16 protein-coding genes are annotated in these 14,697 nt (G+C 64.2%); 5 read left to right on the top strand and 11 right to left on the bottom strand.

The genetic code is table 11. The annotated features are described in order from the left end of the window. Positions 1 to 4: 4 nt before the first annotated feature. From IVB42_RS16790 to IVB42_RS16810, 5 genes are all read right to left on the bottom strand, one after another. Positions 5 to 1,162: a hypothetical protein gene (locus IVB42_RS16790; protein ID WP_247391660.1), complete on the bottom strand. Its 1,158-nt coding sequence runs from the start codon at positions 1,160 to 1,162 to the stop codon at positions 5 to 7. A gap of 31 nt (positions 1,163 to 1,193) precedes the next feature. Beyond that, entirely contained in the window at positions 1,194 to 1,895 is a 702-nt protein-coding gene (locus IVB42_RS16795) for a methyltransferase domain-containing protein (protein WP_247398123.1), read from the bottom strand. Positions 1,896 to 1,932: 37 nt separating this feature from the next. Then, positions 1,933 to 2,448 carry an N-acetyltransferase gene (locus IVB42_RS16800; protein WP_018454963.1) on the bottom strand — a complete coding sequence of 172 codons (516 nt, stop codon included), beginning with the start codon at positions 2,446 to 2,448 and terminating at the stop codon, positions 1,933 to 1,935. A 66-nt stretch (positions 2,449 to 2,514) separates the two neighbouring features. Beyond that, on the bottom strand, positions 2,515 to 3,462 hold the full coding sequence (locus IVB42_RS16805) for a glycosyltransferase family 2 protein (RefSeq protein WP_247372650.1): 948 nt from the start codon (positions 3,460 to 3,462) through the stop codon (positions 2,515 to 2,517). A 62-nt stretch (positions 3,463 to 3,524) separates the two neighbouring features. After that, on the bottom strand, positions 3,525 to 4,016 hold the full coding sequence (locus IVB42_RS16810; protein ID WP_085352656.1) for an NUDIX domain-containing protein: 492 nt from the start codon (positions 4,014 to 4,016) through the stop codon (positions 3,525 to 3,527). Positions 4,017 to 4,096: 80 nt separating this feature from the next. Between IVB42_RS16810 and IVB42_RS16815 the strand changes: the two genes are divergently transcribed. Then, positions 4,097 to 4,978, top strand: a complete 882-nt coding sequence (locus tag IVB42_RS16815; protein WP_247372648.1) for a metallophosphoesterase — start codon at positions 4,097 to 4,099, stop codon at positions 4,976 to 4,978. A gap of 39 nt (positions 4,979 to 5,017) precedes the next feature. Here the strand turns inward: IVB42_RS16815 and IVB42_RS16820 are convergent, their stop codons facing one another. The 3 genes from IVB42_RS16820 to IVB42_RS16830 form a co-directional block, all read right to left on the bottom strand. Next, on the bottom strand, positions 5,018 to 5,572 hold the full coding sequence (locus IVB42_RS16820; protein ID WP_018454967.1) for a hypothetical protein: 555 nt from the start codon (positions 5,570 to 5,572) through the stop codon (positions 5,018 to 5,020). Between the two features lie 199 nt (positions 5,573 to 5,771). Next, the gene (locus IVB42_RS16825; RefSeq protein ID WP_007595122.1) at positions 5,772 to 5,978 is read right to left on the bottom strand and encodes a hypothetical protein; all 207 of its coding nucleotides are present in this window, start codon (positions 5,976 to 5,978) and stop codon (positions 5,772 to 5,774) included. 30 nt (positions 5,979 to 6,008) lie between these two features. Beyond that, positions 6,009 to 7,640, bottom strand: coding sequence for an isocitrate lyase (locus IVB42_RS16830; protein ID WP_247372646.1), 1,632 nt, complete (start codon positions 7,638 to 7,640; stop codon positions 6,009 to 6,011). Between the two features lie 221 nt (positions 7,641 to 7,861). Between IVB42_RS16830 and IVB42_RS16835 the strand changes: the two genes are divergently transcribed. Then, on the top strand, positions 7,862 to 9,307 hold the full coding sequence (locus tag IVB42_RS16835) for a short-chain fatty acyl-CoA regulator family protein (protein WP_018454969.1): 1,446 nt from the start codon (positions 7,862 to 7,864) through the stop codon (positions 9,305 to 9,307). 138 nt (positions 9,308 to 9,445) lie between these two features. Here the strand turns inward: IVB42_RS16835 and IVB42_RS16840 are convergent, their stop codons facing one another. After that, entirely contained in the window at positions 9,446 to 9,739 is a 294-nt protein-coding gene (locus tag IVB42_RS16840) for an antibiotic biosynthesis monooxygenase (RefSeq protein WP_007607017.1), read from the bottom strand. A gap of 229 nt (positions 9,740 to 9,968) precedes the next feature. Between IVB42_RS16840 and IVB42_RS16845 the strand changes: the two genes are divergently transcribed. Continuing rightward, positions 9,969 to 10,775, top strand: coding sequence for a hypothetical protein (locus IVB42_RS16845; protein ID WP_018454970.1), 807 nt, complete (start codon positions 9,969 to 9,971; stop codon positions 10,773 to 10,775). 164 nt (positions 10,776 to 10,939) lie between these two features. Beyond that, the gene (locus IVB42_RS16850) at positions 10,940 to 11,281 is read left to right on the top strand and encodes a hypothetical protein (RefSeq protein ID WP_018454971.1); all 342 of its coding nucleotides are present in this window, start codon (positions 10,940 to 10,942) and stop codon (positions 11,279 to 11,281) included. Positions 11,282 to 11,475: 194 nt separating this feature from the next. On the opposite strand, the gene IVB42_RS16855 is transcribed toward IVB42_RS16850, so the two are convergent. Together IVB42_RS16855 and htpX are read right to left on the bottom strand one after the other, a co-directional pair. Then, positions 11,476 to 12,117: a tetratricopeptide repeat protein gene (locus IVB42_RS16855; RefSeq protein ID WP_026232851.1), complete on the bottom strand. Its 642-nt coding sequence runs from the start codon at positions 12,115 to 12,117 to the stop codon at positions 11,476 to 11,478. Positions 12,118 to 12,251: 134 nt separating this feature from the next. Beyond that, positions 12,252 to 13,184: a zinc metalloprotease HtpX gene (gene htpX, locus IVB42_RS16860; RefSeq protein WP_026232852.1), complete on the bottom strand. Its 933-nt coding sequence runs from the start codon at positions 13,182 to 13,184 to the stop codon at positions 12,252 to 12,254. Between the two features lie 186 nt (positions 13,185 to 13,370). Here htpX and IVB42_RS16865 point away from each other — a divergent pair, with 186 nt between their 5' ends. Beyond that, positions 13,371 to 14,672 (top strand): lytic murein transglycosylase, encoded by a 1,302-nt coding sequence (locus tag IVB42_RS16865; protein WP_247398120.1) that lies wholly within the window; start codon positions 13,371 to 13,373, stop codon positions 14,670 to 14,672. The last annotated feature ends 25 nt before the right edge of the window (positions 14,673 to 14,697 follow it).

Consider the following 14,697-nt stretch of genomic DNA (forward strand, 5'->3'; position numbering starts at 1 on the left):
GACTTCATCGTGCTGTGGCTGAGGCGGCCGCTTCGGGGGCCCCCTCTGATGCCTCCTGAAACAGCACGGCAAACAGCAGGGTCCACAATGTCAGGAGAGAAATAGGGATCGTGTAGTACGGCGTCGCGATCGGATAGGTGAAGAAGAAGGCGAGGTTGAGCGCCAGATTGGCGATCGTGAGCAGCGCGACGCGGCGAATGCCGTTCGCCTGCCGCAACAGCCAGATCGAGCCTGCGATTCCGATGACGATCAGCAAGGTCTGGAGCGGATCGGCCAGATAGTCCCGGACCACCGCGAACGAAAAATCCAGTGGCCTGACATCGGGATTGTTGCCGTAGGTCGATGCGAACGGACTGCCGGCGTTGACGGCGTAAGAGACGATGGTCGGGATCACGCCGGCCAGCAACGCGACGCCGAACACAAGCCCCTGCAAGAACCGGGACATCGTCCGCTTCGTAAGAAACGCGACGAGGAGAAAGAGACCATAGCCCGACGCCAGGAAAAGGTTGGCCAATCGAAAATCGACGGTCAATCCGAGCAGGAAACCGATTGGCGCCAGCAGCCAGATATTCGGTTGAGATCGCGGGCCCGCCAGCCATCGCGCCGTGAGACATCCTGCGAGCGCGCACACGACGACCGTCGGGGCCATCGAATAGCTCGCCTTGACCGGATTGACCATCAGGTAGATCGCAAGACAGCCGAACGTCCCGGCCATCAGGACCAACCTCATGCTGCGCGCGAGAGAAAGCGCAAACAGCGCAAAGCCCAGGACGACAATGGTCGCCAGCATGTACATGGGCGCGACCTGGTGCCCTGGCGGAAACAACGCCAACACGAGGCCGACGCCCGGCGGGTATTGAATGACGACCTTCCCCGTGGCCGGCATCAGATTGTGACATGGCGCCGCGGTCGTATCGTTCCAGTCGGGGTAGCCGATCTCCTTCAGCTTTGCTTTCTGATAGCCATCGTCGTCGCGGGTGAGGCTGGTGTCGAATCCCTCCACCAGCCCGAATCTCTGGAACAGATGCGCCTGCCGCAGGTAGCAGATGTCGTCATAGACGCCGCGCGCCTCGTTCCATCGCATCATGGTCCAGAAATGGCCGACCAGCACCGCGAGAAACAACACGACGAAGAAGGCTTTGCTGGTGTGGATCTTCTTCATCGGGATCATGCTGGGGCGGGAGGCGGCTGCTTCAGCGGAATGCGAGATAGAGATTGGACGATAGCAGGCCGAGCGACAAACCGGTGTAGCCCACGGCCGCGGACTTGGGGTTGGAGGACTTAGCACTCGCAGACTTGGCAACCAGCGCGGCGAGCCCCAGCAGCCGTTTTCGCGTCATCAGGATCAGATTCTGCTCGTCGGTCCATTCCGACTTGCCGGCGATCATGCAGGCGATCCTGAAGGTGCCGTCCAGATAGTGCGCCAGCGGGATGGCCGTGTGGTGCTCAACCGGAAAGAACCTGTTGGGCACCGTGATGAAGACCCGCCGCGCGACGCGGCCAAGCTCCTCGACCAGGAGCACCTGGTTTTCATGGCTGCCGGCATGCTCGAGCACGGCATTGGACGTCGCGACGTCGAACGCATTGTCGTCAAACGGCAGCCGTGTATTCGGTTCGATCTGCACGTAACGGCAAAGCGGAAAAGCCGCCTTGAACCCGATACCTTCGCCGAGCCCGCAAGCCGTGATCTTGTGCTGATGCGGGTAGCTTCGCTCGAGCACGTTGGCGCCGTCGTTGATCACGTCGGACACGCCGACATCCAGGATCTCGTCCGCCGAGGACGGCTGCATCTGGGCGATGAAATCCTGGTAGATGCGGTCGCGCGCCGCGATCAGCAGCTTTTCCGCCGTGCTCCCGGACGCCACTTCCCGGTAATATTGCTGATCGACCGGCACTGCCCTACCTTCATGTGAGCTTCGAAGCGAGGGCGCGTCAGGTTCGCGTCTTGCTCCAGTCGGGACCGACCGGCCCCGATACGCCTTCGAACGCGCCCTCGACCAACTCGATGACGAGGAGCCGGCTGTAATCGACCGGGCCCGGCATGGTGACGCGTCCCTTGGGGACTTGCTTGAAGCCGACGCGGCTGTAATAGGGTTCGTCGCCGACCAGCAGCACCAGGCGATGGCCCTGCGCCTTGGCATCCTTCAGCGCGCGCTCGAGCAGCAGCCGGCCGACGCCGCGGCTGCGGAACGGAGGCTCGACCGTCAGGGGCCCGAGCAGCAACGCCGGCGTGTCGCCGACGCAAATCGGCAATTGCCGGACGGATCCGACCAGCAACGTACCGACGCGGGCGGTGAAGGATAGATCGAGCACATGGTCCACGTGCTCGCGGATGCGGTACGCGCTGAGCACGAAGCGGCCCGGTCCGAAGGTGCGTTCGTGCAGCCGCTCGATCGCCTGAGCATCGCCGACAGCTTCCGACCGGATGGTGAGGGAAAGATCGTTCATCGCGTCGGCGGGATATCACCTTGGAGGGCAGCGGTCTATACGATTGCGCCCGGCCCCCGAGGCATTTCAGCTCCTCCCGAGCGGTGGTTGGGACAGGTAGGCGAGCATCTTCATTTCCCGCCGCCCGCGCGTCACGGTGTCGAGCACGAGCCCTGACGAAGCCGAAAGCAGCGCCATGATCATCAGGCCCATGGAGAGGACGGCGGTCGGCAGGCGCGGTACCAGGCCGGTTTCGAGGAAGGTGATCACCACGGGCAATCCGAAAGCGATCGACAGCAGCGCGAAGACGATGCCGATCGCCGAAAAGAAGCGCAGCGGCCGCTCCAACCGGTTGAGCTTCAGCATCGTGTTGAAGATGCGCAACCCATCCTGCCAGGTATTGAGCTTGGAGAAGGAGCCTTCCGGGCGCGCATAATAGGGCGTCTCCACCTCGGCGACCGGCAGCGACAATTCCAGCGCATAGACCGCGAACTCGGTCTCGATCTCGAAACCGCCGGACAGGACGGGAAAGGATTTGACGAAGCGGCGGGAGAACACGCGGTAACCGGACAAGATGTCCTTGAAGGCGTGACCGAAGGTCGATGCCAGGAAGCCAGTGAAGAGCTGGTTGCCGATGCGATGACCGCGCCGGTAGGCCGCTTGCGATTGATCGACACGCAGGCCGACAACCATATCCAGATGCTCGTCGAGGAGCTGGTCGATCATGCGCGACGCGCTCGGCGCGTCGTAGGTCGCATCGCCATCGACGAGCACGTAGATGTCGGCTTCGATGTCTGCGAACATGCGGCGAACGACGTGGCCTTTGCCCTGGCGCCGTTCGCTGCGCACGATCGCTCCCGCCTCGCGCGCGACCGCCGCGGTACGGTCGGTCGAATTGTTGTCGTACACGTAGACCTCGGCCGCAGGCAGGGCCTTGCGGAAATCGGCGACGACCGTCGCGACGGCGGCTTCCTCATTGTAGCAGGGCACCAGCACGGCGACCCGAAATGGCCATGACGTCGTCGATTCAGACAATCTTCATCCCTCGTCCATGCGCCGACACCGCAGGCGCGGCGATCTACTAGCACGGGCAGCCATCATCGCCACGTCGCAATCCGCGGCCTGTCGTGCAGGACTTCGGCGATCCGCAACCGCGTGCCCGGCGTGGTCCCCTCGGGCAGCGCAGTGACCGCGAAGAATCCGCACTCCGCGATCTCGCGGTTGGGCGCGGGCAGGCGATCCTGCTTGAACTGCCTGACGACGTAGACCGCGACATGGTCGCGGCGGGAGACGTGGCTGTTGAGGAAGATGCCGTGCAGCACGGCGTCGCCGGTGAGATCGATATCCCCCTCCTCCTTGAGCTCGCGGCGCATCGCGTGCTCCATGGTCTCGCCGAGATCGACGCCGCCGCCGGGCAGATACCAGCCCGTGACGTAGCTGTGCCTGACCAGGAACACCCTGGTGTCGGCATCCACCACCACGGCGCGGACGCCGAGCGTCATCCCGCGGACCAGCAGGAAATAGGCGTGGAAGATTCGCCGCAGCAGCGGCTCGAATTTCCGTCGGACGCTGTTCAGACGTTCCCCCATCGGGCTCCCTTGATGCCCCGCTTGCACCTAGCCTGCGACCTTGCCATTACAGCGGACGAATAGCGAGGCAATCGCCCCCCATGGCTCCCTTCACGCTCGCCCATCTGTCCGACCCGCATCTGCCGCCGCTGCCGAAGCCCCGGCTGATCGAGCTCGCCGGCAAGCGCGCGTTCGGCTATGTCAACTGGACGCGCAACCGTCACAAATACCAGCGCCGCGAGGTGCTCGACGCCCTTGTCGCCGACGTGAAGGCGCAAGGTCCCGACCACATCGCGGTCACAGGCGATCTCGTCAATCTGGCGCTGGAGGCGGAGTTCGCGCCGGCGCGCGCCTGGCTCGACGGCGTCGGTCCGCCCGACCGCGTCACCACGATTCCCGGCAATCACGACGCTTATGTCCGCGCTACCTTTCATCGCTTCGGCGAAACCTTCGCGCCCTATCTTGCGGGCGACGATGGCTGTATCGGCTTTCCGAGCCTGCGCCGGCGCGGGCCGCTCGCACTGATCAGCCTGTCCACGGCGGTGCCCACCTTGCCGTTGATGGCGACAGGCGCGCTCGGACGCGAACAGCTCGCGGCGCTCGAAGAGGTGCTCGAGCGGCTCGCAACCGAGGACGTCTTTCGCGTGCTGCTGGTGCATCATCCCCTGAAGTCCGGCGCGCGCCACAAGCGCATGACTGACTCCGCCGGGCTGCTGACGCTTTTGAAACGCCACGGCGTCGAGTTGATCCTGCATGGACACGACCACATTCATTCGACGATGTGGTTCGAGGGACCCAACGGCAATATTCCGGCCCTCGGCGTGCCGTCGGCCTCCGCGCTCGCGCACGGCCGCACCCCGGCTGCGGCCTACAATCTGTTCACGATCGAGAAGGACAACGCCGGCTGGCGTTGCGAGCAGACGGTGCGGAGCCTGGGGGTTGGACTTCAGATCGGACAGATCAAGCATGTGAGATTGATTTGAGGCCGCCCGTCATTGCTCGCAATGACGACGGCGAACGTCTCACCAGCTCCGCAGCGCCGCGAGCACGGCAACACCGAACAGCGCGGCGGCGCCGAGCACAAATCCGAACACGAACGGCCACACGCGCGAGCGGCGCCGCGGCGGCGCTAGCTCGGGCTTCGGCTCGGGCGGGACCACCATCGCATGCTCGCGTTCGATCATGCGGCGGGCGACATAATCAGTCACGGCCTCGACGATGACAGCGGTGTCGTGCGATTCGGCGAGCACGATGCGGCCGAAGCGGGTGTCCTGCACGAAGCGGTACATTCGCTTGTCACGCCCCATCAAGATATGCGCGACGACGTCGATCCAGAGCCTGGGCGTGTCGCCCTGGCTGATGCCACGGTCGAACAGGTCGATCTGATCGGGCACCTGCGCGAACAGGGGATCGAGCGAATCGTTGAGGATCTCGAGCCGCGCCACCTCGGCATCGCGCAAATCGACGACGACGCCGGTCCGGTCGGCGGCCTCGATCCGCGCGCGCAACAGCGCATCGCGCAGCCGCACCGGGCGCGGCTGGCTGGGATGGATCCCGCTGGTCTCGGGCTCTGACATTGGCGGCCTCGTCCTCACTTGGCGGGATTAACCTATCAGCAACCAAAGTGTCCGCAAAGGGCCTACAATTCCAGTGACTTACGACGCCCACAAATCTTTCACCTGTGCCAAAAACAGACGGTCCCACCCGGCTTGCGCCGGATGGGACCCTCCGTCCTTGGACGTCTTCTTATTCAGATTGGCATGCAAGTTCAGATTGTCACGCCGAGACCCGCGACGGCTCTTCCACGATCGAGAAGCGGACGCCCGCCTTGTGGCGGTTCTCTTCCGAGACCGAGCGCCAGGCGTCCTCGGCCTCCTTGCGGGTCTTGAACGGACCCTGCACCTGGGCCGAACCTTCCACGAGCTTGTGGAAGTTCATCGAACCGAACTCGCCGCCGATCACCCAGAAATTGCTGTTGGTCATTGTCAGTCTCCTGTCGATTAGCGTGATGCGTTAGCCGAACTGGTTCATCGTGTTGTGGGCACCGCCCGCCTTCAGGGCAGCCTCGCCGGCGAAGTATTCCTTGTGGTCGTCGCCGATGTCGGAGCCGGCCATGTTCTGATGCTTGGCGCAGGCGATACCCTGACGGATCTCGGCGCGCTGGACGTTCTTGACATAGCCGAGCATTCCCTGGTCGCCGAAATATTCCTTCGCCAGATTGTCCGTCGATAGCGCCGCCGTGTGATAGGTCGGCAACGTGATCAGGTGGTGGAAGATGCCGGCACGCTTGGCCGAATCCGCCTGGAAGGTACGGATGCGCTCGTCGGCTTCCTTCCCCAGCGGCGTATCGTCGTATTCCGGCTTCATCAGCTCGGCACGATTGTACTTGCTGACGTCCTTCCCGGCTTCCTTCATGGCGTCGTAGACCTGCCAACGGAAGTTGAGGGTCCAGTTGAACGAGGGCGAGTTGTTGTAGGCCAGCTTCGCGTTCGGAACCACCTTGCGGATCCGGTCGACCATCTTGGCGATCTGCTCGATATGCGGCTTCTCGGTTTCGATCCAGAGCAGGTCGGCGCCGTTCTGCAGCGAGGTGATGCAATCCAGCACACATCGGTCTTCGCCGGTGCCCGGGCGGAACTGATAGAGATTGGAGGGCAGGCGCTTCGGACGCATCATCTTGCCGTTGCGGTTGATGATGACGTCGCCGTTGCGGGCGTTCTCCGCGGTCACTTCCTCGCAATCCAGGAAGCTGTTGTACTGGTCGCCGAGGTCGCCGGGCTTGTGGCTGACCGCGATCTGCTGGGTCAGGCCGGCACCGAGCGAGTCGGTGCGGGTCACGACGATGCCGTCTTCGACGCCGAGTTCGAGGAAGGCGTGGCGGCAGGCCCGGATCTTGGCCAGGAACACCTCATGCGGCACGGTGACCTTGCCGTCCTGGTGGCCGCACTGCTTTTCGTCCGAGACCTGGTTCTCGATCTGGAGCGCGCAGGCACCCGCCTCGATCATCTTCTTGGCGAGCAGATAGGTGGCCTCCGCATTGCCGAAGCCGGCGTCGATGTCGGCGATGACGGGCACGACATGGGTCTGGAAGTTATCGATCTTCTCGATCAGCTCCTTCTCTCTGGTCTTGTCCCCTTCCTTGCGGGCCTTATCGAGGTTGCGGAAGATATCGTTCAGCTCGCGCGAATCGGCCTGACGCAGGAAGGTGTAGAGCTCTTCGATCAGCGCCGGCACCGAGGTCTTCTCGTGCATCGACTGGTCCGGCAGCGGGCCGAACTCGGAGCGCAGCGCCGCGATCATCCAGCCGGACAGGTACAGATAGGTGCGATCGGTCTTGCCAAAGTGCTTCTTGACCGAGATCAGCTTCTGCTGGGCGATGAAGCCGTGCCAGCAGCCCAACGACTGCGTGTACTTGGTGGGGTCGCCGTCGTAGGCGGCCATGTCGGCCCGCATCAGCGCCGCGGTGTAGCGAGCGACGTCGAGGCCGGTCTTGAAGCGATTCTGCAGGCGCATGCGGGCGACGGCCTCGGCCGACACCCCGTTCCAGGTCGGCTGGGTCTCCAGGAGCGACCGGGCCGCCTCGACCTCACTCTGATACGAGGCAGGGGCCTGGAAGGTGCTGATGCCGCGGGGCTGGTACTTCATGTGCCTGATCCTTTCACGACGATGGCACCGCCATCGACATTATTGACAATGCATTGCGAGATGCGTGTCAGAAGCTAAACGCGAGAAAGCCTAGCTCGTATAGTAGTCTTGTATTTGAATGGTGATGTCATGTAACATAGGTGATTGTAATAAATGTCACTTTGTAAAACTTGTAAATAATATAGGTCAGCAAGACTGCCTTACGACTTTGGAGACCTAGAATGCCCGCCGGATCCGGTAAGAAGCTCTTCGTCGGCCCGCGCTTCCGGCGGATCCGGCAGCAATTGGGGCTGTCGCAGACTCAGATCGCCGAGGGGCTCGGGATCTCGCCGAGCTATGTCAACTTGATCGAGCGCAACCAGCGTCCGGTGACTGCGCAGATCCTGCTACGGCTGGCCGAAACCTACGACCTCGACCTGCGCGACCTCGCGACCGCCGACGAGGACCGCTTCTTCGCCGAACTCAACGAGATCTTCTCCGACCCGCTGTTCCGCCAGATCGACGTTCCCAAGCAGGAACTGCGCGATCTGGCCGAGCTTTGCCCCGGCGTCACCCATGCGCTGCAACGGCTCTATGCCGCCTATACCGAGGCCCGCCAGGGCGAGACGCTGGCCGCGGCGCAAATGGCCGACCGCGACGTCGGCACCCGCTATGAGGCCAATCCGGTCGAGCGCGTCCGCGAGCTGATCGAGGCCAACCGCAACTACTTTCCGGAACTCGAGCAGGCCGCGGAGACTCTGCGCGACGGACTGAACGTGCCGGCCGAAGAGCTTTATGCGGCACTGGCGGCACGGCTGCGCGAAAAGCATTCGATCCAGACCCGCATCATGCCGGTGGACGTGATGCGCGAGACGCTGAGGCGCTTCGACCGCCATCGGCGCCAGCTCCTGATCTCCGAACTGGTCGACCCGCCCGGCCGCGCGTTCCAGCTCGCCTTTCAGCTCGGCCTCGTTGAATGCGCGCAGCATCTGGAGACCATCATCGGCCGCGCCGGCGCGCTCGACGACACACCGCGCCGCCTATTCCGGATCACGCTCGGCAACTACTTTGCGGCCGCGGTGATGATGCCCTACCCGGCCTTCCTGGCCGCGGCAGAAGCGTTGAACTACGACATCCATCTGCTGGCGCAGCGCTTCAATTCCGGCTTCGAGCAGGTCTGCCATCGGCTCACCACCCTGCAGCGGCCGAACGCGCGCGGCATCCCGTTCTTCCTCTTGCGCGTCGACAATGCAGGCAATGTCTCGAAGCGATTTTCGTCGGGCACGTTCCCGTTCTCGAAATTCGGCGGCACGTGTCCGTTGTGGAACGTGCACTCGACCTTCGACACGCCTGACCGCCTGCTGAAGCAGGTGATCGAGCTGCCGGACGGTACGCGCTATTTCTCGATCGCGCAGATGGTGCGCCGCCCCGTCGCGCCGCACCCGCTGCCACAGCCGCGCTTCGCCATTGGCCTCGGCTGCGAGATCCGTCACGCCGCGCGCCTCGTCTACGCTGCCGGCATCGATCTGGAGAAAACGGAGGGCACGCCGATCGGCGTCAACTGCCGTCTCTGCGAGCGCGAAAACTGCGCCCAGCGCGCCGAGCCGCCGATCACGCGCACCCTGATCCTGGACGAGACGACGCGGCGGGTGTCGAGCTTTGCATTCTCGAATGCGAGGGAGCTGTAAAGCACACCGCTGTCATGCCCCGCGAAGGCGGGGCATCCAGTACGCCGCGGCCTATCGGTTCAATCCCTGCCGTCTCGGAGTACTGGACGCCCGGTCAAGCCGGGCGATGACAGTTGAATGTGCGGCTGCACCCAATCCCTACGCCAGCGTATGCACGATCACCGGCCCGGCGGCGGCGCGGGCGTCGCCTGCAAGCAGCGCGCCCAGATCCTTCTCGATCCAGGCGATCGCACGCCTGTTCGCCTCCTCCGCCTGCTCGAATTTGTCGAAGATCGAAATCGCCGTGACCGTGTCGTCACCGGCATAGACGACGTAATAGGCGCGGAAGCCGTCGACGTCGCTGATGATCGGAACGGCGCCTTCCTTGATACGGCGCGCCAGCTCTTCGGCGCTCCCGCTTTTTGCCTTGGCCTGACGGATGGCGGCATACATGGCATCCTCGCTTCCGGCTATCTGGTTTGAGGGCTTGGTGCCCGGACCGCATGCTACGCCGAAGCGCGCGGGCAATCCACGCTTGGTTAACTCGGCGCTAATTCAGTTCCGCGATCCGCAACGATCGATTAAGCACGCCTCAACATCGCTGCCTTAGTCTCGCCCCACTCACTTTTCGCAAACAACGGCGGCTTATTCTGCCGCGTGAAGTGACATCAGGGGGTTCATCATGCGCATTGCGTTGCTGCTGACCGCGACCATTGTCGGCGCGCTCTTTGCCAATCCATCCCATGCCGGACCGCTGGATCCGTCCTCCGGCGCAGCGCAGGCGTTACCGCCGGGCTTCCAGAGCTACCGCGGCTACATGTTCGACCTGTCGGAGAATTCCGACCGCAAGGATGTCGACAAGCTCACCGACAATGTGAAGAGCCAGATCGACGTGGTCGAGGCTGCCGGCCTCTCGCCGCGCGTGCTGCGCTTCTTCCGCACCGTCCCGATCATCGCCAGCGAGCTGGCCTGCCTCGACGAAGGCGCCGCGACCGCGTGCTACGGCCGGGTCACGCCTGACATCCAGCGCACCGCTCCCCGCACGCTGACGGTCTGGGACCCCAACAAGCAGCGCTGGAGCAATCCGAACGCCGTCGACCTCGCGGTCGATTCCGGCCTCGGCGTGATCATGCTGCGGCCGGATATGATGCGTTACGAAAAGGAAGCGGTGCTGCTGCACGAGCTCCTGCACGCCTACCATGCGCGGCTGTTGCCGGACGGCTACGCCAACAAAGGCGTGATCGGCTATTACGCCTACGCCAAGTCCAAGGATCTCCTGCCCAAGGAATCCTATGCGCTGAAGAATCACATGGAATTCTTTGCGGTGACCGCCAGCATCTTCCTGGCCGGGAAGAGCGAATTCCACGACCCGAAGTCGCGCGAGGCGCTCAAGGAGAAGTTGCCGGACTATTACAAGTATCTGGTGGGGGTGTTCGGCTTCGACCCCGATCCGGCAGCTGCGAGCGGCCCGGTCGCCTCGCTGAAGTAAGACAGACAGCGCAAAACCAAGGCAGAGAGCCGCGCGCACAGCGCGGCTTTTTTGTTTTGGTCACCGGAAGCTGCGGATGACGCGCGGCCGGGAATTGCCAAGGTGGGGCCCGATCTGCATAGTCCCGCCCGCATCGATACCGTTTTCGAAGAGGATAGAACAACATGGCGGACGCCGACCTGGATGTCGTGATCCGGCAACTGGCCAGACAGCTGCATACGGGCCTGATGACCCGCGCCAAGGAGCGCCGGGATCGATTCAACGGCCTTGCGGCCAAGGCCAAGGGCAAGGAGACCGGCGACCGCTTCAAGATGATGGCCAAGGCCACCATGGAGCAGGCCGTTGCCGCCGCCAAGCGCCTGCAGATGTCCGCCGACAACGTCGCCGACAGCTACGCGCGGTCGATGCGGATCGCCGCCAGCACACCGGTCGCGGTGAAGGTGGAGAAGAAGGCGCCCAAGGAAAAGCCGGTGAAGAAGGCGAAGAAGGCCAAAACCAAGAAGTAGGAGCGCACTTTCTTCCTTCTCCCCTTGTGGGAGAAGGTGGCGTGAAGCGCCGGACGAGGGGTGGTTTCCGCGAATTCAACTGCAGCAGACTCACGCGCGGAGAGATACCCCTCACCCGTCTCGCCGCTTCGCGGCGAGCCACCCTCTCCCACAAGGGGAGAGGGTTGCAGCGGCGCACGCAGCTCTAGATATCTCTACCGCCCTGGCGCGGCGAGCCGGGTCGGCTCGGCGCTCGCGAGTTCAGCGAGTTTTGCGCGTGCCGCGTCGCGGGTGCGGGCATCCTTGCCGGCGGGCAGCGCCAGCGCGGCTTCGAAATCGGCGCGCGCTTCATTCGCCTGGCCACGCGCCAGGAAGGCGAGGCCGCGATCGAGCCGAGGCTGCGCATCGGAGGGGTCGAGGCGGACCGCGGTGTTGTAGCTCAGGATCGCGCGATCGAGATCGCCGGCGGCCGCGAGCGCGAGACCGCGCTGGTGATAGGGCGCGGCGTGCCTGGGATCATGCGCGATCGCCTCGTCGTAATCCTCGATGGCAAGTTCGAGGTCGCCGTTCTGCCGGCGCGCCAGCGCCCGATCGCGATAGAGCGAGGCACGGTTGGGATTGAGATGGATGGCCTCGTCGAAATCCGCGATCGCCCGCCGCCAGTCGCCGTGGCGCAACGCGATCCGTCCGCGCCCCTCATAGGCGAACGCGATCAGCGAGCCGCGCAGCGGCGAGAAGCCGATCACCGCCGAACAGATGTCGGGCTCGTCCTCGTCTCCGCAATTGACGACGGTGTGCGTGGACAGGCCAATCAGCACGCCCACGACGATCAACAATGGTACTGCAGCTTTGGTCATCTTCGACGGTGGCAGGCAGAGGGCCGGCCACGCATCCCCTTTCGCAGGAACTGTCACGGCAGGGTGTTAACACCGGCCGGGACCGTCCTGTGTGCGACAGGTCACAAAGCGTGCAAATTAGAGCCGCTGCTGCGTCAGCCCCAAGGCCCGCGCGAGGAGGAGCGGCCCCACGGGCTCCGCGGCGGATAGTTCTCATTGGCGCCGACCGACGGCGACGCCTGCGCACCAAGCTCGGCTGCGAGCTGCTGAAGCGCCGCGATGCGATTTTGCGTCGAGGGATGGGTGGCAAACAGATTGTCCACGCCGTGGCCCGACAGCGGATTGATGATGAACATGTGCGCGGTGGCTGGATTTCGTTCCGCCTCGAAATTCGGGACCTGATGCGCCGCGCTTTCGATCTTCACCAGCGCCGATGCCAGCCACATCGGCTGACCGGCGATGCGTGCGCCGAGATTGTCCGCGGCGTATTCGCGGGTGCGGCTGATCGCCATCTGCACCAGCATGGCGCCGATCGGGGCGAGGATCATCATCAGGATCGAGCCGACGATGCCCGGGCCGTTGTTGTCGCGGTTGCCGCCGAAGAACATGCCGAACTGCGCCAGCATCGAGATCGCACCGGCAATGGTCGCGGTCACAGTCATCAGCAGCGTGTCGTGGTGCTTGATATGAGCGAGCTCGTGCGCGATCACGCCCGCAAGCTCCTCGCGGCTGAGCTGGTGCATCAACCCGGTGGTGACCGCAACCGCGGCATTCTCGGGATTGCGCCCGGTGGCAAACGCGTTGGGCTGCGGCTCGTCCATCAGGAACACGCGCGGCATCGGCAAGCCGGCGCGGGCCGCTAGCTCGGCCACGAGCCCGACCAGCTCCGGTGCGCTGCTGCGGTCGACCTCATGGGCGCCATACATGGACAGCACCATCCGGTCGGAGTTCCAGTAGGTGAAGAGATTGGTCGCCGCGGCAATGACGAGCGCAATCATGGCGCCGCCGGCACCGCCGATCAGATAGCCGACGCCCATGAACAGGGCGGTGAGGCCTGCGAGCAGCATTGCGGTACGAAGATAATTCATGGCCGTCTCCCGAGGCCGGCCGTAGCCGCTGGAGGCGTTGCGGGCCGGCGAGCATGAGGTAGGGATGACCCCGGCCCGCCCGCAAGGTTTCAAGGTGCGTCGCGGAGCCGCGGCACTGGTTTGAGGTCAATCGTTCCATTAAGCTTGGCCGAGAATCCAAGCGTCTCCTCCCCTTGCGGAAACCTCATGCTCCAGACCCGATTTGCGATCGCGGCCGCCGCCCTGCTCACGCTCGCCCTTCCCGCCTCTGCCCAGTTGGCGCCGCCGCCGGCAAAGCCCGCGGCTCCCAGGGCCACTGGGCCCTCGCCGCGCGCGGCGTCGTGCCATAACGGGGCGAACTTCGATCGCTTCCTGGTCGACGTGAAACAGCAGGCCGTTGCCGCCGGCGTGTCGCAGCGGACGATCGCGGCGGCCTCGCCTTACCTCGTCTACGACCAGGGCATCGTCAATCGCGACCGCGGCCAGCGCGTGTTCGGCCAGCTCTTCACCGAATTTGCCGGCCGCATGGCCGCGCCCTATCGCATGCAGAACGGCCAGCAACATATCAAGCAACATGCGGCCGCGTTCGCGCGCGCGGAAAAGGAATACGGTGTGCCGCCGGCAGTGATCGCCGCGTTCTGGGGACTGGAGAGCGATTTCGGCGTCAACATGGGTAATCTGCCGACACTGAAATCGCTGGTGTCGCTGGCCTATGATTGCCGCCGCTCGGAGATGTTCGTGAACGAGGCCATCGCCGCGCTGAAGATCATCGACCGGGGCGACCTGCAACCGGACGAGATGGTCGGCTCCTGGGCCGGCGAGCTCGGTCAGACCCAGTTCCTGCCCGTGCATTACGTCAACTATGCCGTCGACTATGACGGCGACGGCCGACGCGATCTCCTCCGCAGCGAGGACGACGTGATCGGCTCGACCGCGAACTACATCGCCAACGGCTTGAAGTGGCGGCGCGGCGAGCCGTGGCTGGAGGAGATCAAGGTGCCGCAGAACCTGCCGTGGGATCAGACCGACCTCACGGTGCAGCTGCCGCGCTCAAAATGGGCGCAGCTCGGGGTTACCTATCCCGACGGCCGGCCGCTGCCGAACGACAATCTCGCGGCCTCCGTGCTGCTGCCGATGGGACGCTTCGGTCCGGCCTTCATGGCATACCCGAATTTCGCGGCCTACACCGAGTGGAATAACTCGCTGATCTATTCGACCACCGCGGGCTATCTCGCCACCCGCATCGCGGGCGCGGCTCCGATGCGAAAGCCGTCCACACCGGTCGCGCAGCTGCCATTCAACGAGCTCAAGCAATTGCAGCAGCTTCTGGTCCAGGCTGGCTTCAATGTCGGCAAGGTCGACGGCGTGCTGGGCCAGCAAAGCCGCGCCGCGGTGAAGGCGATGCAGATCAAATACGGTCTGCCGGCCGATTCCTGGCCTTCGGCCGAACTGCTCGCTCGCATGCGTGGGGGCACGGCACAGGCGCAGCCAGTGGGGACGATCCGGTAAGCACCAGGATCGCTGTCATGCCCCG

The organism is Bradyrhizobium sp. 45 (assembly GCF_023073155.1).
Lineage (GTDB): Bacteria > Pseudomonadota > Alphaproteobacteria > Rhizobiales > Xanthobacteraceae > Bradyrhizobium > Bradyrhizobium canariense_D.